This window comes from Streptomyces coerulescens (genome assembly GCF_042657965.1).
GTDB lineage: Bacteria > Actinomycetota > Actinomycetes > Streptomycetales > Streptomycetaceae > Streptomyces > Streptomyces coerulescens.
In genome coordinates this window covers 19,294-41,270 of record NZ_JBHSKM010000019.1, presented here as the reverse complement: position 1 = coordinate 41,270, position 21,977 = coordinate 19,294, and the positions used below count along the sequence as shown (strand labels likewise).

General features: G+C 69.2%; 18 protein-coding genes. 14 read left to right on the top strand and 4 right to left on the bottom strand.

All coding sequences use genetic code 11. From position 1 onward, the window contains the following. Position 1: 1 nt before the first annotated feature. On the top strand, positions 2-1,621 hold the full coding sequence (locus ACFPQ9_RS23350; RefSeq protein WP_380856436.1) for an MFS transporter: 1,620 nt from the start codon (positions 2-4) through the stop codon (positions 1,619-1,621). 234 nt (positions 1,622-1,855) lie between these two features. After that, positions 1,856-2,161, top strand: a complete 306-nt coding sequence (locus tag ACFPQ9_RS23345) for a small hydrophobic protein (RefSeq protein ID WP_380856433.1) — start codon at positions 1,856-1,858, stop codon at positions 2,159-2,161. A gap of 86 nt (positions 2,162-2,247) precedes the next feature. Here the strand turns inward: ACFPQ9_RS23345 and ACFPQ9_RS23340 are convergent, their stop codons facing one another. Continuing rightward, positions 2,248-3,078 (bottom strand): potassium channel family protein, encoded by an 831-nt coding sequence (locus ACFPQ9_RS23340; protein WP_380856430.1) that lies wholly within the window; start codon positions 3,076-3,078, stop codon positions 2,248-2,250. An 80-nt stretch (positions 3,079-3,158) separates the two neighbouring features. After that, positions 3,159-5,906 carry a pyruvate dehydrogenase (acetyl-transferring), homodimeric type gene (aceE, locus tag ACFPQ9_RS23335; protein ID WP_380856427.1) on the bottom strand — a complete coding sequence of 916 codons (2,748 nt, stop codon included), beginning with the start codon at positions 5,904-5,906 and terminating at the stop codon, positions 3,159-3,161. 353 nt (positions 5,907-6,259) lie between these two features. On the opposite strand from aceE, the gene ACFPQ9_RS23330 reads away from it, so the two are divergent. The 6 genes from ACFPQ9_RS23330 to ACFPQ9_RS23305 all read left to right on the top strand — a co-directional run bounded on the left by ACFPQ9_RS23330 (position 6,260) and on the right by ACFPQ9_RS23305 (position 10,819). Continuing rightward, positions 6,260-6,697, top strand: coding sequence for a DUF3052 domain-containing protein (locus tag ACFPQ9_RS23330; RefSeq protein ID WP_380856424.1), 438 nt, complete (start codon positions 6,260-6,262; stop codon positions 6,695-6,697). Positions 6,698-6,815: 118 nt separating this feature from the next. Next, positions 6,816-7,274 (top strand): peroxiredoxin, encoded by a 459-nt coding sequence (locus ACFPQ9_RS23325; RefSeq protein WP_380856421.1) that lies wholly within the window; start codon positions 6,816-6,818, stop codon positions 7,272-7,274. A gap of 138 nt (positions 7,275-7,412) precedes the next feature. Continuing rightward, on the top strand, positions 7,413-7,988 hold the full coding sequence (locus tag ACFPQ9_RS23320) for a TerD family protein (RefSeq protein WP_030944541.1): 576 nt from the start codon (positions 7,413-7,415) through the stop codon (positions 7,986-7,988). A gap of 140 nt (positions 7,989-8,128) precedes the next feature. Beyond that, complete coding sequence (locus ACFPQ9_RS23315) at positions 8,129-8,704, top strand: TerD family protein (protein WP_189696773.1); 576 nt, start codon at positions 8,129-8,131, stop codon at positions 8,702-8,704. Positions 8,705-8,830: 126 nt separating this feature from the next. Continuing rightward, positions 8,831-9,979 carry a DUF475 domain-containing protein gene (locus ACFPQ9_RS23310; protein WP_380856416.1) on the top strand — a complete coding sequence of 383 codons (1,149 nt, stop codon included), beginning with the start codon at positions 8,831-8,833 and terminating at the stop codon, positions 9,977-9,979. Between the two features lie 102 nt (positions 9,980-10,081). Further along, entirely contained in the window at positions 10,082-10,819 is a 738-nt protein-coding gene (locus ACFPQ9_RS23305; protein WP_380856413.1) for a TerD family protein, read from the top strand. Between the two features lie 112 nt (positions 10,820-10,931). Here ACFPQ9_RS23305 and ACFPQ9_RS23300 read toward each other — a convergent pair whose 3' ends face one another. After that, positions 10,932-11,735: a TerD family protein gene (locus ACFPQ9_RS23300; protein WP_380856410.1), complete on the bottom strand. Its 804-nt coding sequence runs from the start codon at positions 11,733-11,735 to the stop codon at positions 10,932-10,934. 186 nt (positions 11,736-11,921) lie between these two features. On the opposite strand from ACFPQ9_RS23300, the gene ACFPQ9_RS23295 reads away from it, so the two are divergent. The 3 genes from ACFPQ9_RS23295 (at position 11,922) to ACFPQ9_RS23285 (ending at position 16,587) form a co-directional block, all read left to right on the top strand. Further along, complete coding sequence (locus ACFPQ9_RS23295; RefSeq protein ID WP_380856407.1) at positions 11,922-13,091, top strand: HpcH/HpaI aldolase/citrate lyase family protein; 1,170 nt, start codon at positions 11,922-11,924, stop codon at positions 13,089-13,091. A 71-nt stretch (positions 13,092-13,162) separates the two neighbouring features. After that, positions 13,163-15,769, top strand: coding sequence for a phosphoribosyltransferase (locus tag ACFPQ9_RS23290; RefSeq protein WP_380856404.1), 2,607 nt, complete (start codon positions 13,163-13,165; stop codon positions 15,767-15,769). After that, positions 15,769-16,587, top strand: coding sequence for an HAD family hydrolase (locus tag ACFPQ9_RS23285; protein WP_380856401.1), 819 nt, complete (start codon positions 15,769-15,771; stop codon positions 16,585-16,587). The genes ACFPQ9_RS23290 and ACFPQ9_RS23285 overlap by 1 nt, the downstream gene beginning before the upstream one ends. Before the next feature lie 80 nt (positions 16,588-16,667). Here the strand turns inward: ACFPQ9_RS23285 and ACFPQ9_RS23280 are convergent, their stop codons facing one another. Continuing rightward, complete coding sequence (locus ACFPQ9_RS23280) at positions 16,668-16,886, bottom strand: FmdB family zinc ribbon protein (RefSeq protein ID WP_380856398.1); 219 nt, start codon at positions 16,884-16,886, stop codon at positions 16,668-16,670. Positions 16,887-17,137: 251 nt separating this feature from the next. Here ACFPQ9_RS23280 and ACFPQ9_RS23275 point away from each other — a divergent pair, with 251 nt between their 5' ends. The 3 genes from ACFPQ9_RS23275 (at position 17,138) to ACFPQ9_RS23265 (ending at position 21,942) form a co-directional block, all read left to right on the top strand. Further along, positions 17,138-19,273 (top strand): transglycosylase domain-containing protein, encoded by a 2,136-nt coding sequence (locus ACFPQ9_RS23275; RefSeq protein WP_380856395.1) that lies wholly within the window; start codon positions 17,138-17,140, stop codon positions 19,271-19,273. A gap of 110 nt (positions 19,274-19,383) precedes the next feature. Next, complete coding sequence (locus ACFPQ9_RS23270) at positions 19,384-20,676, top strand: polysaccharide deacetylase family protein (protein WP_380856392.1); 1,293 nt, start codon at positions 19,384-19,386, stop codon at positions 20,674-20,676. A gap of 99 nt (positions 20,677-20,775) precedes the next feature. Continuing rightward, on the top strand, positions 20,776-21,942 hold the full coding sequence (locus ACFPQ9_RS23265) for an amidase domain-containing protein (RefSeq protein WP_380856389.1): 1,167 nt from the start codon (positions 20,776-20,778) through the stop codon (positions 21,940-21,942). Positions 21,943-21,977 lie beyond the last annotated feature (35 nt).

Below are 21,977 nucleotides of genomic sequence, written 5' to 3'. Positions count from 1 at the left end.
CATGACTAGTCAGACCACCATCGACAAGACGGGGTCGGGGGGCGACGCGCCGGCACTCCCGGCGGACGCGACACCGGGCAAGGGACTGCGCGGGCACCCTTGGTTCACCCTGATCACCGTCGCGGTCGGGGTCATGATGGTGGCCCTCGACGGCACCATCGTGGCCATCGCCAACCCGGCCATCCAGAAGGACCTCGGCGCCACCTTCGCCGAGGTGCAGTGGATCACCAACGGCTACTTCCTCGCCCTCGCGGTCTCCCTGATCACCGCGGGCAAGCTCGGTGACCGCTTCGGGCACCGCCAGACCTTCCTGATCGGCGTGGTCGGCTTCGCCGCCGCCTCCGGTGCCATCGGCCTGTCCGACAGCATCGCGCTGGTCGTCACCTTCCGTGTCTTCCAGGGCCTGTTCGGCGCGCTGCTGATGCCGGCCGCGCTCGGCCTGCTGCGCGCGACCTTCCCGGCCGAGAAGCTCAACATGGCCATCGGCATCTGGGGCATGGTCATCGGCGCCTCGACCGCCGGCGGTCCGATCCTCGGCGGTGTCCTCGTCGAGCACGTCAACTGGCAGTCGGTGTTCTTCATCAACGTGCCGGTCGGCATCCTCGCCGTCGTCCTCGGCGTGCTGATCCTGCTCGACCACCGTGCGGAGAACGCCCCGCGCTCCTTCGACATCCTGGGCATCGCCCTGCTGTCCGCCGCGATGTTCTGCCTGGTCTGGGCGCTCATCAAGGCCCCCGAGTGGGGCTGGGGCGACGGCAAGACCTGGGCGTTCATAGCCGCCTCGGTGATCGGCTTCGCACTCTTCGCCTTCTGGGAGACGAAGGTCAAGGAGCCCCTGATCCCGCTCGCGCTGTTCCGCTCGGTCCCGCTGTCCGCGGGTGTCGTGCTGATGGTCCTGATGGCCATCGCGTTCATGGGGGGCCTGTTCTTCGTGACGTTCTACCTCCAGAACGTCCACGGGATGAGCCCGATCGACGCCGGCCTGCACTTGCTGCCGCTCACCGGCATGATGATCGTCGGCTCCCCGCTCGCCGGCGCGATGATCACCAAGTTCGGCCCGCGGGTCCCGCTGGCCGGCGGCATGGCGCTCACCGCGATCGCCATGTACGGCATGTCCACGCTTGAGACGGACACCGGCAGCGGCATCATGTCGGTCTGGTTCGCCCTGCTCGGCCTCGGCCTCGCGCCGGTCATGGTCGGCGCCACCGAAGTCATCGTCGGCAACGCGCCCATGGAGCTGTCCGGTGTGGCCGGCGGACTCCAGCAGGCCGCGATGCAGATCGGCGGCAGCCTCGGTACGGCCGTCCTGGGCGCCGTCATGGCCTCCAAGGTCGACAGCGACCTCGCCGGGAACTGGACGGACGCCGGGCTCCCGGCGCTCACCCCGGCCCAGGAGGCCCAGGCTTCCGAGGCGGTCCAGGTGGGTGTGCCTCCGGTCGCACCGGGCACTCCGGACGCCATCGCCGCGAAGATCACGGACGTGGCGCACGACACGTTCATCTCCGGCATGAGCCTCGCCTCCCTCGTCGCCGCCGGTGTGGCGCTCGTGGCCGTCGCGGTCGCGTTCCTCACCAAGCGCGGGGAGAACGCGGAAGCGGGAGCGGGCGCGGCGCACATCTGACGCGCCCGAGGCGCCGGTTGGACTCGTCGGGAGGGATCCGGGCGTTGGTTCCCCTATCAGGGTGACAACGCCGAAGATCCCTCCCGATCGGCATTCGCCGCAGGTCACAGTGGGTCAAGCCAGGGCCTGCGGCGCGCTGCCGGAGGGGGTCAGCGCGCCGGGGCCCGGACATCGAGGCATGAAGCGCGTGCCGGGGGTACCCGCCAAGTCGAACGCCGACTCAGGGAGTTGACGATGGCAGGCTTCGGACACAGCACGCGCAGGCACCCCCGCTCACGTGGCCGGACGTGGTCACGGACCGGGCCGGACCGCGCGACTCTGGGGATCATCGGAGCCATCTGCGCGATCGCCGGTTTCTTCGTGCTGGGCATCATCCTCGGCCCGGTGGCGATCGCCTGCGGCTGGCTGTCCATGGGCCGCACCTGGTCCGGAGCCCGCCCCGTCCCGGCGTTGGTCGCGGTGGTCCTGGGTTCGATCGACACACTGCTGGCGATCATCTGGCTGGCGGGCGCGACCTCGCCGGGCGGCGGGTTGTTCTGAGCCGTTCTGGTGAACTCCGGTGCGGTAGCGCGCCCTGAAGGGGCGCGGGGAACTGCGCGTCCGGCCCCCACCGGCCCGCAGATGCATCACAGTCCTCGGGGCTGTACGTCCGAGGGCGGCTGCGGGTCCCTGGCTGATCGCGCAGTCCCCCGCGCCCCTGGGGCCGGCACGTTCACGTCGGCCCCAGCCACCGCACCCCCGGACAGCGCCGCGACCTCCGCCCGCAGTGCCCGGACCTCGTCCGTGAGCAACCGAATCGCCTCGGTCTGGCGGCGCTCCTCGACGTCGTCCTTCTCGAAACGGGCTATGAACCACGCGGCGATGTTCGCGGTGACCACACCGAGCAGGGCGATCCCGGAGAGCATCAGCCCGACGGCGAGCATCCGCCCCACCCCCGTGGTCGGGGCATGATCGCCGTACCCCACGGTCGTCATCGTCGTGAACGACCACCACACCGCGTCACCCAGCGTCTTGATGTTCCCGTTGGGCGAGTCCCGCTCGACGGAGAGCACGGCCAGGGAGCCGAACATCAGCAGCCCGACCACCGACCCCGCGACATACGTCGTCAGCCGCACCTGCGAGGCCATCCGGGCCCGTTGCCCGACGAGCAGCAGCGTGGAGACCAGCCGTAGCAACCGCAGCGGCTGCAGCAGCGGCAGCAGCACCGCGCACAGATCCAGCCAATGCGTCCGGACGAAGTCCAGCCGCCGCTCGGCGAGCGCCAGCCGGACCACGTAGTCCAGTGCGAACGCCCCCCACACCACCCACTCCACGGCGAGGCACACGTCCACCACCGCGCGGCTCGCGTCGGGCCGGACGATCGGCACCGCATAGGCCACCGCGAACGCCAGGGCCAGACCGAACAGCGGCCGTTGGGTATGCCGTTCCCAACGGATCTGCGCCACCGCTTGCTTCATGCGCGCATCGTAGGAAATGTGAAGGGGCGGTGCGCCCGCAGGTCACCCACCGGCACACCACCCCATGACGACGGCCGGCGCTACGCGTCGCCGCCCGCGGCCCCCGGGTCCGCCGCCGACACATCGAGCAGCTGGTAGCGGTCGATCGCCTGCTTCAGCGCCGACCGGTCCACCTTCCCCTCCTTGGCCAGCTCGGTCAGCACCGCCACCACGATCGACTGGGCGTCGATGTGGAAGAAGCGGCGGGCCGCGCCACGGGTGTCGGCGAAGCCGAAGCCGTCGGCGCCGAGGGACTGGTACGTCCCGGGCACCCAGCGCGCGATCTGGTCCGGCACCGAGCGCATCCAGTCGGAGACGGCCACGAACGGCCCCTCGGCCCCGCTCAGCTTCCGCGTCACATACGGCACCCGCTGCTCCTCCTCGGGGTGCAGCAGATTGTGCTCCTCGCACTCCACGGCGTCGCGCCGCAGTTCGTTCCAGGACGTCGCCGACCAGACGTCGGCCTTGACGTTCCACTCCTCGGCGAGGATCTTCTGCGCCTCGACCGCCCACGGGACTGCGACACCGGAGGCCATGATCTGCGCCGGGATCGACCCCGAGGTGCCCTCGGCGATCCGGTGGACGCCCTTGAGGATGCCCTCGACGTCGACGTTCTCCGGTTCGGCCGGGTGCTGGATCGGCTCGTTGTAGACGGTGAGGTAGTAGAAGACGTCCTCGCCGTGCGGGTGCTCGGCGTCGCCGCCGTACATCCGGCGCAGACCGTCCTGCACGATGTGCGCGATCTCGTACGAGTACGCCGGGTCGTAGGCGACACAGCCCGGGTTGGTGGAGGCGAGCAGCTGCGAGTGGCCGTCCGCGTGCTGCAGTCCCTCGCCGGTCAGGGTCGTACGGCCGGCGGTCGCGCCCAGTACGAATCCGCGCGCCAGCTGGTCCGACATCTGCCAGAACTGGTCGCCGGTGCGCTGGAAACCGAACATCGAGTAGAAGACGTACACCGGGATCAGCGGCTCGCCGTGCGTGGCGTAAGCCGAGCCCGCCGCGATCAGCGAGGCCGTGCAGCCGGCCTCCGAGATGCCGTCGTGCAGCATCTGGCCCTGCGGCGACTCCTTGTACGCGAGCAGCAGATCGCGGTCGACCGACTCGTACTGCTGGCCGAGCGGGTTGTAGATCTTCGCGCTCGGGAAGAACGAGTCCATGCCGAACGTGCGGTACTCGTCCGGCGCGATCAGCACGAACCGCTTGCCGATCTCCTTGTCCCGCATCAGGTCTTTCAGGAGCCGGACGAACGCCATGGTCGTGGCGATCGACTGGTGACCCGAGCCCTTCTTCACGGTCGCGTACGTCTTGTCGTCCGGCAGCGCCAGCGGCTGGGAGCGCACCACACGCGTCGGGACGTAACCGCCGAGCCCCTTGCGGCGGTCGTGCATGTACTGGATCTCCTCGGAGTCGCGCCCCGGGTGGTAGTACGGCGGCGCCCCGCTCTCGAGGTCCTTGTCGGCGATCGGCAGGTGCAGCCGGTCGCGGAAGCGCTTGAGGTCGTCGACCGTCAGCTTCTTCATCTGGTGCGTGGCGTTGCGGCCCTCGAAGTTGGGGCCGAGCGTCCAGCCCTTGATCGTCTTGGCGAGGATCACCGTCGGCTGGCCCTTGTGCGCCTTGGCCGCCGAGAACGCCGCGAAGACCTTCCGGTGGTCGTGACCGCCGCGGCCCAGGTGCAGGATCTGGTCGTCGGTCATGCCCTCGACCATCGCGCGCAGCCGCTGGTCGTCGCCGAAGAAGTGGTCGCGGATGTACGCGCCGGTCTCGGTGGCGTACGTCTGGAACTGGCCGTCCGGCGTGGTGTTCATCCGGTTGACCAGGACGCCGTCCCTGTCCTGCGCGAGCAGCGGGTCCCAGGTGCGGTCCCAGATGAGCTTGATCACGTTCCAGCCGGCGCCGCGGAAGATCGACTCCAGCTCCTGGATGACCTTGCCGTTGCCCCGCACCGGACCGTCGAGGCGCTGGAGGTTGCAGTTCACCACGAACGTCAGGTTGTCCAGGCCCTCACGGGCGGCGATGGACAGCTGGCCGAGCGACTCCGGCTCGTCCATCTCGCCGTCGCCGAGGAACGCCCACACATGCGACCTGGAGGTGTCCGCGATACCGCGCGCCTCCATGTAGCGGTTCATCCGCGCCTGGTAGATCGCGCCGATCGGGCCGAGGCCCATCGACACGGTCGGGAACTCCCAGAAGTCCGGCATCAGCCGCGGGTGCGGGTACGAGGACAGGCCGTACGGCGCCTTCGACTTCTCCTGGCGGAAGCCGTCCAGGTTCTGCTCACTGAGGCGGTCGAGGAGGAACGCGCGCGCGTAGATGCCCGGGGAGGCGTGACCCTGGAAGAAGACCTGGTCGCCGCCGTCGCCCTCGTCCTTGCCGCGGAAGAAGTGGTTGAAGCCCACGTCGTACAGCGAGGCGGAGGACGCGAAGGTGGCGATGTGACCGCCGACGCCGATGCCGGGGCGCTGGGCCCTGGACACCATGACCGCGGCGTTCCACCGGGTCGCGTTGAGGATCTTGCGCTCGATCTCCTCGTTGCCCGGGAAGAACGGCTCGTCCCTGGTGGCGATCGTGTTGACGTAGTCCGTGCTGCGCATCTCGGGCACGGCCACGCGCTTCTCACGCGCACGCTCGATCAGCCGCAGCATCAGATAGCGGGCCCGCTCCCGGCCGCGCTCGTCCACGGCGGCGTCGAGGGAATCGAGCCACTCCTGGGTTTCCTCGGGATCGAAGTCAGGAACCTGACTCGGAAGGCCGCCAATGATGATCGGGTTGCGATCTGATCCGGAAGCCACGCTGTTCCTTACCTGTCAGAGGGCCGTATTTCTGGGTGTCTGCACCGCTCCCCATCGTGTACCTCGGGGCGCCAAACGTCATCTCTACTGTGAGGTAACCGGCGCTTCGTGAACGGTGGAGTACCCACGCATGGTTCCCAAACGCACAAAGGGGGCAGATTGGTGTGGTGCGCGTCACCTTGAGACCATGAGGGTGTGCCTGGAGTTGCGGTGACACGTTCAGGATCGTCACCGTTTCGGCGGTCTGAACGGCCGGGTACTTGCGCGATCCGTCCCGCCCGTGTGGACTACGGCCAATGCTTCGCGCACGCGCGTGGCTGAGTTATTCCCAAGACATGATCAGGAGGCAACCCGTGAGCGCGACCGCGGACCACGCGGAGGAGCGGACGAGCCCTGCCGTCAGGCTGGGGTTCCAGCCCGAGCAGGTGGTCCAGGAGATCGGCTTCGACGACGACGTCGACCAGGAGCTCCGCGAGGCCATTGAGGAAGTCATCGGCGGCCAGCTGGTGGACGAGGAGTACGACGACGTCGCCGACGCCGTGGTGCTGTGGTTCCGCGACGAGGACGGCGACCTGACGGATGCGCTGGTGGACGCCACCACGTACATCGAAGAAGGTGGCTCGATCCTGCTCCTCACGCCGAAGACCGGCCGTGACGGCTACGTGGAGCCCAGCGACATCTCTGAAGCCGCGACCACGGCGGGTCTGTCGGCGTCCAAGAGCGTCAGCGTCGGCAAGGACTGGAGCGGCAGCCGTCTGGTGACGCCCAAGGCCGCCAAGTCCAAGAAGTAACCGGTGGCTGTGCCGGGTCGGGCCGAGGAGCCCGGCCCGGCCTCCTGCGCGGGGCGCGGTGGCCGCTGCATAGGGTGGGTTCCACCCGAACAGCCCCACCGAAGGGACATTCACGACGATGGCGATCCAGGTCGGCGACAAGGCCCCCGACTTCGAGCTCAAGGACAACCACGGTGCCACCGTGAAGCTCTCCGACTTCCGTGGTTCGAAGAACGTCGTCCTGCTCTTCTACCCCTTCGCCTTCACCGGTGTGTGCACCGGCGAGCTGTGCGAGGTGCGCGACAACCTCCCCAAGTTCTCCGACCGCGACACCCAGGTGCTGGCCGTCTCCAACGACTCCATCCACACCCTGCGCGTCTTCGCCGAGCAGGAGGGCCTGGAATATCCGCTGCTCAGCGACTTCTGGCCGCATGGCGAGGTCAGCCGCGCCTACGGCGTCTTCGCGGAGGACAAGGGCTGCGCGGTGCGCGGCACCTTCGTCATCGACAAGGAGGGCGTCGTCCGCTGGACCGTCGTCAACGCCCTGCCGGACGCGCGCGACCTCAACGAGTACGTCGCGGCGCTGGACACCCTCTGATCCCTCTGGTGACCGACACCTGTGATTCTTCGGCACCAAGCCATGCGAGCCACGGGAACCCGTCACTAGGATCGACACGTTGATCCGATATCAAACGCACGGCGGGGCTCCCCGCCCCTGGACACCAATGGAGGACTCGTGGGAGTCAGCCTCAGCAAGGGCGGCAACGTATCACTGAGCAAGGAGGCGCCCGGCCTGACCGCGGTCATCGTCGGTCTGGGGTGGGACGTCCGCACCACGACGGGCACGGACTTCGACCTCGACGCCAGCGCGCTGCTGCTGAACAACACGGGGAAGGTCGGCAGCGATGCCAACTTCGTGTTCTTCAACAACCTCAAGAGCTCCGACGGCTCGGTGGAGCACACCGGCGACAACCTCACCGGTGAGGGCGAGGGCGACGACGAGCAGATCAAGGTCAACCTCGCGGGCGTCCCGGCCGACATCGAGAAGATCGTCTTCCCGGTCTCGATCTACGACGCCGAGAACCGCCAGCAGTCCTTCGGCCAGGTGCGCAACGCGTTCATCCGCGTCGTGAACCAGGCCGGCGGCGCCGAGATCGCGCGCTACGACCTCAGCGAGGACGCGTCCACCGAGACCGCGATGGTCTTCGGTGAGCTGTACCGGCACGGTGCGGAGTGGAAGTTCCGCGCCATCGGCCAGGGCTACGCGTCGGGCCTGCGCGGCATCGCGCAGGACTTCGGTGTGAACGTCTGAGTTCAGCGACCGAGATGTGATCGTCCGGGACATCACTGGCCGAGTCAGGCGCCGTACCCCTCGGGTGCGGCGCCTGACGGTGCCCCCTTCGGGGTAGTGCAGGACAACCAAAGAAGCATCACGCGGGGAGGACCAGCATCATGGGCGTCACGCTCGCCAAGGGAGGAAATGTCTCCCTGTCCAAGGCCGCACCGAACCTCACTCAGGTGATGGTCGGGCTGGGCTGGGACGCGCGCTCCACCACCGGAGCCCCCTTCGACCTCGACGCCAGCGCGCTGGTGTGCAGCAGCGGTCGGGTACTGGGCGATGAGTGGTTCGTCTTCTACAACCAGCTCAAGAGCCCGGACGGCTCGGTGGAGCACACCGGCGACAACCTCACCGGCGAGGGCGACGGCGACGACGAGTCGATCCTGATCGACCTGTCCAAGGTGCCGGCCCAGTGCGACAAGATCGTCTTCCCGGTCTCCATCCACATGGCCGACGAGCGCGGCCAGACCTTCGGCCAGGTCAGCAACGCGTTCATCCGCGTCGTGAACCAGGCCGACGGTCAGGAGCTCGCCCGCTACGACCTCAGCGAGGACGCCTCCACCGAGACCGCCATGATCTTCGGCGAGGTCTACCGCTACCAGGGGGAGTGGAAGTTCCGGGCGGTCGGACAGGGGTACGCGTCCGGACTCCGCGGCATCGCACTCGACTTCGGGGTCAACGTCTCATAACGCGATATGAGCAAAACCCGGGCCCCGGTGGGGGGCGAAGGGCGGCCGACTAGACTTCGGGTTCAAAGTCTTCGTAAAGCCGAGTGCGGCGCGCGGGAGCCCCGTACACACAGGATTGGGTAGCCAGTGGTTCTGAAAACCTTCGGCTGGTCGTTCGCGGTCACCGCGCTCGGCCTGGTTGCAGCGGTCCTCTTCGGGGGGTGGACCGCCCTCGGCATCGTGGCGATCCTCTCCATCCTCGAGATCTCGCTGTCGTTCGACAACGCGGTGGTCAACGCCGGGATCCTGAAGAAGATGAATGCCTTCTGGCAGAAGATCTTCCTCACCATCGGCATCCTGATCGCCGTCTTCGGTATGCGGCTGGTCTTCCCTGTCGTCATCGTCGCGATCAGCGCGTCGCTGGGGCCGATCGAGGCGGTCGATCTCGCGCTCAGCGACAAGGACCGCTACCAGGAGCTCGTCACCGACGCCCACCCGGCGATCGCCGCGTTCGGTGGCATGTTCCTGCTGATGATCTTCCTGGACTTCATCTTCGAGGACCGGGACATCAAGTGGCTGGGCTGGCTGGAGCGCCCGCTGGCCAAGCTCGGCAAGGTCGACATGCTGTCGGTCTGCATCGCGCTGATCGTCCTGCTGATCTCCGCCCTGACCTTCGCGACCAACGCCCACCAGCACGGCGGCGCGCACGTCGACAAGGCGGAGACGGTCCTGCTCTCCGGCATCGGCGGCCTGATCACGTACATGATCGTGGGCGGTCTCTCCGGCTTCTTCGAGGACCGGCTCGAAGAGGAGGAGGAACGCGAGCACGAGGCGGAGGAAGCGGCCGAGCGCGCAGGCAAGCCCCGCTCCGCGGTCGCCCTGGCTGGCAAGGCCGCGTTCTTCATGTTCCTCTACCTCGAGGTCCTGGACGCGTCCTTCTCCTTCGACGGGGTGATCGGCGCCTTCGCCATCACCAACGACATCGTCCTGATGGCGCTCGGCCTCGGCATCGGCGCGATGTACGTCCGGTCGCTGACCGTGTACCTGGTCCGCCAGGGCACCCTCGACGACTACGTCTACCTGGAGCACGGCGCCCACTACGCGATCGGCGCGCTCGCCATGATCCTGCTGGTCACCATCCAGTACGAGATCAACGAGATCATCACCGGCCTGATCGGCGTCGTCCTGATCGGCTGGTCCTTCTGGTCCTCGGTGCGCCGCAACCGCGCGCTGGCGGCAGCGGAGGGAAAAGCGGCGGCCTCGGACGAGAAGACTGAGGTCTCGTCCGGGGTGTGACACCCCCGTAGGTGAGGAACGCTCTCGACGGGGCGGCCGGACGTCCGGCCGCCCCGTCGGTATTTCCAGTGAACGCGGGGCTTAGTGGGACGTGGGGGCGGAATGGGCTTCTTGGACGGGCTCTGGCGTGGCCGGGCGGCCGAGTTCGACTCGGGCAGCGCCTCGTCGAACTCGATCGAACTGACGAAACGGCACGACCGGGTCTCGCTCACCAAGCAGGGCGCGGCGACCGGGCACCTGCGGATCAACCTGACCTGGCGGATGCGGACGTCCGACATCGGGGGCTCGCAGCGGGAGAGTCTGCTGCGGCACCCCTTCAAGGCGCTCAAGCCGCCGGAGGTGCTCGGGCACAGCCAGAGCATGGTCAACGTCGACCTCGACCTCGGGGCGCTGTACGAGCTGACCGACGGGACGAAGGGCGTCGTCCAGCCGCTGGGCGGGTTCCTCGGCGACGTCAACGCGCCGCCGTTCGTGAAGCTCAGCGGGGACGACCGGTTCGGGTCGGCCTCCGGCGAGACGATGTACGTCAACCTCGATCACCGGGAGAACATCAAGCGGCTGCTGGTCTTCGTGTACATCTACGACCAGACGCCGGCCTTCGACCGCACACACGCCATCGTCACGCTCTATCCCAGCAACGGGCCCCGGATCGAGATCGGCCTGGACGAGCGGCACCCCCAGGCCCGGTCCTGCGCGGTCGTGATGATCGAGAACGTCAAGGGAGAGATCTGGGTCCGACGCGAGGTGAAGTTCGTGTACGGGTTCCAGGCGGAGCTCGATCGGTTGTTCGGGTGGGGGTTGCAGTGGGGGCGCGGGTACAAGTCCAAGGCGGAGCGCTGACACTGGGTCTTGGTCGATTCGCCTGAGAGCTCGGGGCCACTTGTCGCGGTGCGACTGCCGGTTTGTTGTGGCTTGTCGCGCAGTTCCCCGCGCCCCTAAAGGGGCGCTCCGGTCAGCGTCCGATGAATTGGGGCCCCTGGGGCGGCAGGCGGAAGTCCGGGGCTGCCACCGTCGTCACCGGGGGCGGATAGCCGTAGCCGGACTGGGCCATGGCCGGCTGGCTGGTGGGCTGGGGGTAGCCGTACGCCGGCTGCGTCGCGGGGGGCTGCTGGGGGTAGCCGTACGCGGGCTGCGGCGGGACCGTCGTGGTCGGCTGCTCCGGGGGCAGCGGCTGGGAGATCTCGGGTGTCTGCGCGTGGTCGTCCAGGGTCTCCGACTCGTCCACCGAGATGCCGTAGTCCGTGGCCAGGCCCTTGAGACCGTCCGAGTAGCCCTCGCCGAGCGCGCGGAACTTCCAGCCCTCGCCGCGACGGTACAGCTCGCCGCAGATCAGGGCCGTCTCCTGGCCCGTCTCCGGCTTGATGTCGAAGTACGCCAGCGGATCACCCTCGGGGGCCGTCGCGTCGTACAGCAGGATGCGCAGGTCCCGTACGCGGTGGAAAGGGACGCCGTCCGCCGATGCGACCACCAGAATCTGGCCGACGCCGGACTCGACACCGGCGAGATCTGTCTGGATCGTGTCGGTGAGGCCCTCGGCGAGTCGCTTCTTGCCGAGCCGCCAGACCTTCCCGGAGGGGTGTCGGGGCTGGTTGTAGAAGACGAAGTCCTCGTCGGAGCGCACACGACCGTCGGGGCCGAGGAGCAGAGCCGAGGCGTCGACATCCGGGACCCCCTGCCCGGGCGTCCAGCGCAGCACGGCGCGTACCGTCGTGGCCTCGAGCGGGACGTTCGACCCCTTCAACATCGCGTGCGTCATGCGGTCATCCTGCCCTCTCCGTCCTGGTCACGACAACGCGGGGTGCACACGTCGTGCTCGGTCGTGTTTGTGTGCGTTACCAGAAATTCATGCCCGTCGGGAACCCCTGACATGGGTATCTACGTACTATTACCGGCCACCTGTGAACCGGTTACAGGTGCCACTCGATCTCCACGGGGGAGTTCTATGCGTCATTTCGGGCACATCGCCCCGGAGGTGCGGCAGCGTCTGTTCCACCAGGAACCGTGCGAGTTCAGCGCCGACTCTCCGGCCCGGCTGCTCTCCGCGGCTCTGGGCGCCACGCTCTACAGTCCGGCCACGCGGCCGCGGCTCGCCGACGACATCGTGAAGCAGACCGGACGCGGCGTGGTCTCGATGGTGCTGTGCCTGGAGGACTCGATCGGTGACGAGGACGTCGCGGAGGGCGAGGAGAACCTCGTCCGGCAGTTCGCCGACCTCGCCGGACGCGACGGCACGGACGGTCTGCCGCTGCTCTTCATCCGGGTCCGCACCCCCGAGCAGATCCCCGATCTCGTGCGCAGAATCGGTCCGGCGGTACGGCTGCTGTCCGGATTCGTACTGCCGAAGTTCACCGAGGAACGCGGTATTCCGTTCCTGGAGGCCCTCGCGACCGCCGAGGCGCACAGTGGCCGCCGGCTGTTCGCCATGCCGGTGCTTGAGTCGCCCGAGCTGCTCTACCGCGAGTCGCGCGTGGAGACCCTGGAGGGCATCTTCCGCGCCGTCGACAAGTACCGGGACCGGGTGCTCGCGCTGCGCCTCGGCGTGACCGACTTCTGCTCGTCGTACGGCCTGCGCCGGGCCCCCGACATGACGGCGTACGACGTCCAGATCGTCGCCTCCGTGATCTCCGACGTGGTGAACATGCTGGGCCGGGCCGACGGCACCGGGTTCACGGTCACCGGGCCGGTGTGGGAGTACTTCCGGGTGCAGGAACGTATGTTCAAGCCCCAGCTGCGCCGCAGCCCCTTCCTGGAGGGCCAGGCCGAGGAGCTGCGCGAGGCCCTGATCGAGCACTCCATGGACGGCCTGCTGCGCGAGATCACGATGGACCACGCCAACGGCCTGCTCGGCAAAACCTGCATCCACCCCTCCCATGTGCTGCCCGTGCACGCGCTGTCCGTGGTCAGCCACGAGGAGTTCAGTGACGCCGAGGACATCCTGCGGCCCGATCGCTGCGGTGGGGGTGTACTCAGATCGCAGTACACGAACAAGATGAATGAGGTGAAGCCGCACCGGGCCTGGGCCGAGCGGACCATGCTGCGGGCCGAGGTGTTCGGTGTGGCCAATGAGGACATCGGCTTCGTGGAGCTGCTCGCCGCCGGGATCCCGGCCTGAACCGGGCCGACCGGCTTCGATCCGGCCGACCGGCTTCCACCGGCTGACCGGCTTCTATAACCAAGGGACGCATGAACAAGGCAGTGAACGACGGGGTCTGGTCCGGGAGCTGGGTCGCCGAGCGGCTCGGGGTCCGGCTCGAGGGCGACGACGAGCTCACCGGGATGCTGGGGCTCGCCCTGCGGCGCAACCCCAAGCGGGCCCATCTGCTGGTCTCCAACGTGCTCGGCAAGCACGTCCCGCAGTCGCCCTCCGTGGTGTACGGCGCGGGCTTCGCGCTGGGCCGCCGGGTGCGGGAGCTGCTGGGCGCGGCGGAGGCAGCCAGGGCGGTCGTCCTCGGCTACGCGGAGACGGCGACCGGGCTCGGGCACTCCGTCGCCGACGGTGTCGGCCTGGCCCCGTATCTGCACTCCACCCGCCGGCCGGTCGCCGGGGTCGCCCGCGCGGGCGGCTTCGAGGAGTCCCACTCGCACGCCACGTCGCATCTGCTGCTGCCGGAGGATCCGGCGCTGCTGGTCGGGGACGGGCCGCTGGTCCTGGTCGACGACGAGTTCTCGACGGGGAACACGGTGCTGAACACCGTGCGCGATCTTCATGAGCGGTATCCACGGCGGCGGTATGTCGTGGTCGCGCTGGTGGACATGAGGTCGGCGGCGGACGCGGGGCGCCTCGCGGAATTCGCCGGTGAGATCGGTGCCCGGGTTGATCTGGTGGCGGCCGCTACGGGGACTGTACGGCTGCCGGAGGGGGTGTTGGAGAAGGGGCAGGAGTTGGTGGCGCGGTACGAGGCGGAGAGTGCCGGGGCCGGTTGTCTGTCGTCTGCGGCGCCGTCGGGGCCGGTCGCGCAGTTCCCCGCGCCCCCCAGCAGCGGCGCTACCGCTGAAGCAGGCCAGGAGGGCAACGCCTCAGGGGCGCGGGGAACTGCGCGACCAGCTCCCACCGGCCCGCACCCGGACGGCGACCCCGTCGGCCCCCGTGCCACCCGCATAGACCTGCACTGGCCCCCCGGCCTCCCCGACGGGGGTCGCCACGGCTTCACCCCCGCGCACCGGGCCCGGCTGGAGGCCGCCCTGCCCGACATGGCCGCGCGGCTCGCCGAGGCGCTGCCCGAGGGTGCCCGGCGCGTGCATGTACTGGGCTTCGAGGAGCTGATGTACACCCCGCTCAGGCTCGCCCGCGAGCTGGAGCAGGTCGCCGAGGGCGATATCGAGGTCCGCTACTCGACCACCACCCGCTCGCCCGTCCTCGCCGTCGACGACCCCGGCTACGCGATACGCACCCGCCTGGTCTTCCCGGCCCACGACACCCCGGCCGACGGCCCCGGCGAGCGCTACGCGTACAACGTCGCGGGCGCCGGCTTCGACGCCGTCATAGCCGTCGTCGACTCGGTCGCCGACACCCCCGAACTGCACGCCCCCGACGGCCTCCTGGCCCGGCTGGCCGAGCACACCCCCCACACCCTGCTCGCCGTCGTGCCGTCGTACGTCCCCGGGCCCCTGGCCCTTCCCGAAAGGCACCCGATGCTGCCCGAGCCCCTCCGCGGCCCCGCCTTCTCCTCGTACGCACCCGAAGAGGTCGGCTGGCTGCTGCAGGACCTCTCGGACGTGACGCTGGAGGCGCCGACGGAGGAGCGTGAGGAGGCCATCCAGAGTGGCGGCGCGCACTACGCGGAGTCGCTGCCGGTGGAGTACCAGCCGAGCGAGCAGTACCAGGAGCTGTTCCAGGCGGCCCTGGCGGAGTCGGCGGCCCGTCTCGCGCAGGCGGCCGGTGCGGTGACGGAGATCGTGCTGGCGGAGCGCTCGCCCCGCCCGGTGCTCGTCTCACTGGCCCGCGCGGGCACCCCCGTCGGCGTCCTGATGCGCCGCTGGGCCCAGTTCCGGCACGGTCTCGAACTGCCGCACTACGCCGTCTCGATCGTGCGCGGCCGCGGCATCGACGCCAACGCCCTGCGCTGGCTGGCCGCCCACCACGACCCGCGGGACGTCGTCTTCGTCGACGGCTGGACCGGCAAGGGCGCCATCACCCGCGAACTGACGGCGGCGGTCAGGGAGTTCGAGGCGTCCGACGGCATCACCGGCTTCGACCCGGAGATCGCCGTACTGGCCGACCCGGGCTCCTGCGTGCGGACGTACGGCACCCGCGAGGACTATCTGATCCCGTCCGCGTGCCTCAACTCCACGGTCTCCGGCCTGATTTCGCGCACGGTCCTGCGCTCCGACCTGGTCGGCCCGCACGACTACCACGGTGCGAAGTTCTACCGCGAGCTCGCCGGCGCCGACGTCTCCGTGGCCTTCCTGGACGCCGTGTCCGCACGCTTCCCGGAGGTCGTGGACGCCGTGGACGCGACCGCCAAGGAGCTGCTGTCCGGCGACCGCGAGCCGACCTGGGAGGGCTGGGCGGCCGTCGAGCGCATCAGCGAGGAGTACGGCATCCACGACGTGAACCTCGTCAAGCCCGGCGTCGGCGAGACCACGCGGGTGCTGCTGCGCCGGGTGCCCTGGAAGATCCTTGCGCGGGCCGGAGCCGGCGCCGACCTGGACCATGTACGCCTGCTGGCCGAACAAAGGGGAGTACCGGTGGAGGAAGTGGCCGAACTGCCGTACACCTGCGTGGGGTTGATCCACCCCAAGTACACGCGGGGCGCGACGGGTGCCGACGGCCGGGCGGTGAACCTCTGATGCCGGTGCTGGTGGCGAGCGACCTCGACCGTACGCTGATCTACTCCGCCGCGGCCCTCGCGCTGACCATGCCGGACGCGCGGGCGCCGAGGCTGCTGTGCGTGGAGGTGCACGAGAGCAGGCCCTTGTCGTACATGACCGAGACGGCGGCCCAGCTGCTGACCGACCTCGGCGACGCGGCGGTGTTCGTGCCGACGACGACCCGGACCCGTAAGCAGTACCAGCGCATCAACCTGCCGGGCCCCGCGCCGAAGTACGCGATCTGCGCCAACGGCGGTCACATCCTCGTCGACGGCGTCGCCGACCAGGACTGGAGCGCTCGGGTCGCCGCCCGGCTGGCCGAGCAGTGCGCGCCGCTCGCGGAGGTGCAGGACCACCTGATGGCGTCGGCGTCCCCGGCGTGGGTGCGCAAGCACCGCATCGCCGAGGACCTCTTCGCCTACCTGGTCGTCGAGCGCGAGCTGCTGCCCGAGGAATGGGTGAAGGAGCTCGCGGTGTGGGCGGAGAACCGCGGCTGGACGGTCTCGCTCCAGGGCCGCAAGATCTACGCCGTCCCGAAGCCGCTGACCAAGAGCGCCGCCGTGCGCGAGGTGGCCCGCCGCACGGGCGCGGATCTGACCCTGGCCGCCGGTGACTCCCTCCTGGACGCCAACCTGCTCCTGGCCGCCGACCGGGGCTGGCGCCCGGGCCACGGAGAACTGGCGGACGCCGACTGGACGGCCCCGGCGATCAGCGCGCTGCCGGAGCGGGGGGTGCTGGCGGGGGAGCGAATCCTCCGGGAGTTCCTGAAGGAAACCCGCACAGAAGCGCCCCGTTAGGGCGCGGAGCGCCGTAAGGGGCGCGGGGAACTGCGCGACCAGCCCCCACGCACCCGCAGAAGACAACGCACCCGGCCTACCTAGCCACAACAGCCCCCACCACAACACCCACCGCCCCCGCCGCCGGCAGGCTTGGCCGCGGGGGCGGACGCCGTCCCGCCGACGGCGACCGTCGACAGCAGCTTCACCGTGTCGTCATGCCCGGCAGGGCAACTCGCCGGCGCGGACGACTCCGCCATAGGTCGGCTCATCTCAAAGGTGTCGCCGCAGCTGCGGCAGCGATATTCGTAGCGAGGCATGGTCACAGGTTAATCGGCATGACCGGTTACACACCCCTCTGCGGTCGTTTGCGATCGACACTGTCTGATACCGGTGTGGAGAAATTGAAAAGAGCACTGCTATTTTTCGATCGACACGAGGAGCCGTAAGGCCGGGGGAACAGGGGGCGCGCTGCCGTTGACCACGGCGGCCATGCCCTTCCTCGTGGGCACGACCGAATGCGGGGAGGGGCGCAGCCGTGACCAGGGCTGGGCAGGAGCCGGACGAGACCATGCGGTTAAAGGTCCCCGCGCTCCCGCCGGACGAGACCGTGCAATTGCGGACGGTCGAGGCGGGTTTATCCCGCAATTCGGGCGACCTTTCGGACAAGGGCCGATTCCGCCCACCGGGGCGCCGCCGCAAAGCCGCGCGCTTTGCCGCCCTGTCCCGCCTCAGAGCGGCGACGGGCCAATGGGCCGCGCGTGTCGCGCCCCACGTCCGCCGGCTGCGCCCCCGGTACCCGCGCCCCGGCCGCACCGGCTGGCGCCGCTGGATGCCCTCGTGGCGGCAGTGGCTCGGCGGCGTGCTGACGTTCCTCGGCCTGACCACCGTCGCCCTGGGCGTGGCCTACGCCGCCACCGACATCCCCGAGAACCTCAACTCGTACGCGACCCAGCAGGACAACGTCTACTTCTGGTCCGACGGGACGCCCATGGCGCGCACCGGCTGGGTGCGGCGCCAGGACATGCCGCTGAAGGACATACCCGAGGACGTCCGCTGGGCGGTGCTCGCCGCGGAGAACGCGAGCTTCTACAGCGACCCCGGTATCTCGCTCAGCGGCCTCGGCCGGGCCGTGTGGCGCACCTTCGGCGAGGGCGACACCCAGGGCGGCTCCACCATCACGCAGCAGTACGTCAAGAACGTCTATCTCAACCAGGACCGCTCGGTCGGCCGCAAGTTCACCGAGGCCATGCTCGCTCTCAAGCTCGACAACCGGATGAGCAAGGACGACATCCTGGAGGGCTACCTCAACACCAGCTGGTTCGGCCGCGGGACCTACGGCATGCAGCGCGCCGCCCAGGCGTACTACGGCAAGGACGTCGGCGAACTCGATGCCGGCGAGGCCGCCGTCCTCGCCTCCCTCCTCAAGGGCGCGGCCCTCTACGACCCCGCGCTGAGCAAGGCCAACCACACGCGGGCCGTGGAGCGCTGGTCCTGGATCCTCGACCGCATGGTCGACATCGGCCGGCTGTCACCGGCCGAGCGGGCGAAGTACAAGACCTTCCCCGAGCCGTTGAAGCAGGCCCGGGGCTACGACACCGGCAAGCAGAGCGACTACCTGGTGGAGCTGGCCGCGCAGTACGCCAAGAAGGCCGCCCATCTGACGGACCAGCAGTTCGACCTCGGCGGCTACCAGATCTACACGACCTTCGACCGCAAACGGGAGACCGCGCTCACCGACGCCGTGACCGAGGCCCGCGCCAAGGCCCGGAAGAAGGACGCGGCCACCGCGAAGGCCGCGCACTACGGCGCCGCCTCCGTCGCCGCCGACGGCCGCATCCTCGCCGTGTACGGCGGCCCCGATCACCGTGAACAGGGCTACAACGAGTCCAACGCGACCACGGTGCCCGCCGGTTCGGCCTTCCTGCCCTTCGTCTACGCCTCCGCTCTCCACCACGGCGTCCACCGCACCCGCGACGACGGCCCGACCGAGGTCACCCCGGAGACGCTGTACGACGGCGACGACGGGGTGCCGGTCATGACGCCCGAGGGGCCGTACTGGGATCGCAGCGGCAAGCGGGTCGCCGCCCGCAACGACGGCCGTAAGGACTACGGGCGGATCAGTCTGCACCAGGCGCTCGCGCTGTCCGTGAACACACCCTTCATGCAGCTCGGCATGGACACCGGCCTGGACAAGGTGCGCCGGACCGCGGAGGCGGCCGGGCTGCTCTCCTCCAGCTTCGGCCCGCAGGTGCCGGCGCTGTCCCTGGGCAGCGCCACGCCCAGCGCGATCCGCATGGCGAGCGGGTACGCGACGTTCGCCGCCGCGGGCACGCACGTCGAGCCGTACTCGGTGGCCCGGATCACCCGTAACGGCTCCAAGGTGAAGCTGGCGAAGCCCGTCTCCCGCCGTGCGGTGCCGGCGAAGGTGGCCGAGCAGGTCCAGTCCGCGCTCAGGTCCGCCCACCGCCTCGCCCATCCGGCCGGCGCGGCCGCCACCTCCCGGGTGGCGGGGAAGACCGGCACCACCCAGGACGACACCGCCGCCTGGTACGTCGGCACGGCGTCCGCCGTGTCGACGGCCGTCGTGGCCTACCGCATCGATCTCACCAAGAGCCTCGAACCACTGCCGCTGAAGGGCATCGCCGGCACCCCCGCCGACAGCGTCCCGTACGACATCTGGTCCGGCGCCCTGGGCCTCGACTGACCCGCCACCCCGCGCCCGGCCTCCCTCGACCTCCTCACCCCCACCCCTCACCCCCACCCTCTCGACCCCCACGCCCCCCAACCCCACCCCCCTCGCAGATTGAGCCGCCCATGATGTCTCCGTCCGGACGCCGTCGCCGCCCCCGCGCACCCCGTCGCAACCCGCCGCCGGGCATGCTGACCCTGGCCGCCCTGCTCGTCGTCGCGTCCCTCGTCGGCGGCTATCTGGTCCTCAACCGCACGGGCAACACCGCCCCGACCGCGTCCTCGGGCACCTCCCGGCCCGGCGCCGGCGGACGCGCTTCGGCCGAGCCGAGCGGTGAACCCGAGTGGGACGGCCGGACGAAGGTCCTCGGCGACGGTTCGACCTCCTACACCGGCCCGCAGAAGGGGCAGTTGAAGCCCGAGCCCCTCAAGCCCGGTCAGAAGCCACCCCAGTTCGTCGTCTTCTCCTGGGACGGCGCGCTCCAGGGCGACGACGAACTCTTCTCGCACTACCGGGAGATGGCGAAGAAGTACGACGCCCATATGACCTTCTTCCTCACCGGCATCTACCTCCTGCCCAAGAGCAAGAAGGACCTCTACTCCCCGCCCCAGCACACCAGGGGCTCGGCGGCCATCAGCTTCCCCACCGACGACCACATCCGCACCACGCTGGAGCAGCTCGGCAAGGCGTGGGAGGACGGGAACGAGATCGGCACCCACTTCAACGGCCACTTCTGCGGCGCCAAGGGCGGCGACGACTGGAGCGTGGCGGAGTGGAAGAGCGAGATAGACCAGTTCTACGACTTCGTGGAGCGGTGGAAGACCAACACCGGCTACACCGACCTCGCCCCGCTGCCGTTCGACTTCCGCAAGGAGGTCACCGGCGGCCGCGCCCCCTGTCTGGAGGGCCAGGCGAACCTGCTGAAGGCCGCCAAGAGCTACAAGTGGCGCTACGACGCCAGCTCCACCGGCGACTTCCAGATATGGCCGGCGAAGAAGAACGGCATCTGGGACTTCCCGCTCCAGATGCTGCCGTACGAAAAGGGCGACTTCCAGGGTCTGTCGATGGACTTCAACTTCCTCTACAACCAGTCCGACGGTGAGACCGACGGCGACCCGGCCCGGCACGCCGAGTGGCAGCAGGAGACCCTCGACACCTATATGGCCGGCTTCAACCGGGTCTACTACGGCAGCCGGGCCCCGCTGTTCGTCGGCAACCACTTCGAGGAGTGGAACGGCGGCATCTATATGAAGGCCGTAGACCAGGTCATCGAGAACGTGTGCACGAAGAAGGACGTCGAGTGCGTGTCCTTCAAGGAGCTCGCCGACTGGATGGACGTACAGAAGCCCGAGACGCTCCAGCGGCTGCGCGGTCTTGATCCGGCGCAGTCGCCGGACTGGCCGACGGTGGTGAAGTAGCCGGCCGAAGCTTCAACTACCCCCGGGTTCTTCACAGTTGAGGAGAAGGTGTAAACATTCCTTGCCCGGGTTCGACCACCCCGGGCAAGGAGAATCCCCGTGAGATCAAGAGCACCGAAGCCTGCGCGTCGCCGCGCCACCATAGTCGCGGCCGCCGTCGCCTCGATCGCCGCCTCGGCGGCACTGCTGCCCACCTGGAACGCCGGCGCCACGGTCGTCGACGACCCGACGGTGGACGCCGGGACCCGGGCCACCTTCCAGCGGCTGGCGGACGCGGTCTTCACCGACCGCACCCAGGCACTCGTCGGTGGCGAGCGGAGCGCGCGGCCGCTGACCGACGGCTTCTCGGGCGAGGTCCGTCTGTCCTCCCGCACCGCCCGCGGCGAGGATGCCGCCCTCACCACGCTCGAGCAGCGCAAGGACCACCTCGCGCAGCTCGGCGAGAAGTACCGGAAGGCCGACACCGCCGTCACCCTGGACGCCACCCGCGTCACGGGCCGTACCGCCAAGGCCGCCGTCACCGAGACCACGACCCTGACCTACGCCAGGGTCCGCGGCGACGAACCGCGGACCACCGGCTTCCAGGCCCACCACGAACTCACCTTCACCGCCGACCGGAGCGGCGACTGGCAGCTCACCGGCATCCGCGACACCGACCAGGGCATGGCCGTGAACACGCTCGCCAAGCCGTCCGTGAAGGCGCCCACGGTCGACGACACCATGCCGTCGGCCCCGCGCGCCGCGACCACCTACCCCGCCCCGGCCAAGCCCAAGACCCTCACCGGCACCGCCCTGGACTACAAGGCCATGGCGGCGTACGCGGAGAAGTACTGGAAGAACTACAACCAGGACTACCCGGACTTCAACGGCCAGGGCGCGGGCGGCGACTGCACCAACTTCGTCAGCCAGTCCCTGAAGGCGGGCGGCTGGAAGCACGTCCCGGGCTATGTGTACGACTACACCAAGTGGTTCGGCAACGCCGACATCCAGTCGCACTCGTTCATCGGCGTCAACGAGTGGTCCTGGTTCGCGCAGAACTCCAAGCGGACCACGCCGCTCGCCAACGTCTACCAGATGGACGTCGGTGACGTGCTCCAGATGGACTTCGACAAGGACGGGTCCAAGGACCACACGATGGTCGTCAGCTACCGCAGCCCGCAGGGCGTGCCGTATCTGACGTACCACTCCACCAACACCTACCGGCGTTCGGTGGCGAGCATCATCGCGTCGTACTCGAACGCGGCGTTCTACGCCTACCGCACCTGATCACCCCGGGACGGAGGCGGTTCGGCTCAGTGAGG

Bases quoted from the DNA above. Each gene is read 5' to 3' on its own strand.
- ACFPQ9_RS23350 (WP_380856436.1), top strand. From the start codon at position 2: ATGACTAGTCAGACCACCATCGACAAGACGGGGTCGGGGGGCGACGCG.
- ACFPQ9_RS23345 (WP_380856433.1), top strand. From the start codon at position 1,856: ATGGCAGGCTTCGGACACAGCACGCGCAGGCACCCCCGCTCACGTGGC.
- ACFPQ9_RS23340 (WP_380856430.1), bottom strand. From the start codon at position 3,078: ATGAAGCAAGCGGTGGCGCAGATCCGTTGGGAACGGCATACCCAACGG.
- ACFPQ9_RS23325 (WP_380856421.1), top strand. From the start codon at position 6,816: ATGGCGATCCAGGTCGGCGACAAGGCCCCCGACTTCGAGCTCAAGGAC.
- ACFPQ9_RS23315 (WP_189696773.1), top strand. From the start codon at position 8,129: ATGGGCGTCACGCTCGCCAAGGGAGGAAATGTCTCCCTGTCCAAGGCC.
- ACFPQ9_RS23305 (WP_380856413.1), top strand. From the start codon at position 10,082: ATGGGCTTCTTGGACGGGCTCTGGCGTGGCCGGGCGGCCGAGTTCGAC.
- ACFPQ9_RS23300 (WP_380856410.1), bottom strand. From the start codon at position 11,735: ATGACGCACGCGATGTTGAAGGGGTCGAACGTCCCGCTCGAGGCCACG.
- ACFPQ9_RS23295 (WP_380856407.1), top strand. From the start codon at position 11,922: ATGCGTCATTTCGGGCACATCGCCCCGGAGGTGCGGCAGCGTCTGTTC.
- ACFPQ9_RS23290 (WP_380856404.1), top strand. From the start codon at position 13,163: ATGAACAAGGCAGTGAACGACGGGGTCTGGTCCGGGAGCTGGGTCGCC.
- ACFPQ9_RS23285 (WP_380856401.1), top strand. From the start codon at position 15,769: ATGCCGGTGCTGGTGGCGAGCGACCTCGACCGTACGCTGATCTACTCC.
- ACFPQ9_RS23280 (WP_380856398.1), bottom strand. From the start codon at position 16,886: ATGCCTCGCTACGAATATCGCTGCCGCAGCTGCGGCGACACCTTTGAG.
- ACFPQ9_RS23275 (WP_380856395.1), top strand. From the start codon at position 17,138: ATGCGGTTAAAGGTCCCCGCGCTCCCGCCGGACGAGACCGTGCAATTG.
- ACFPQ9_RS23270 (WP_380856392.1), top strand. From the start codon at position 19,384: ATGATGTCTCCGTCCGGACGCCGTCGCCGCCCCCGCGCACCCCGTCGC.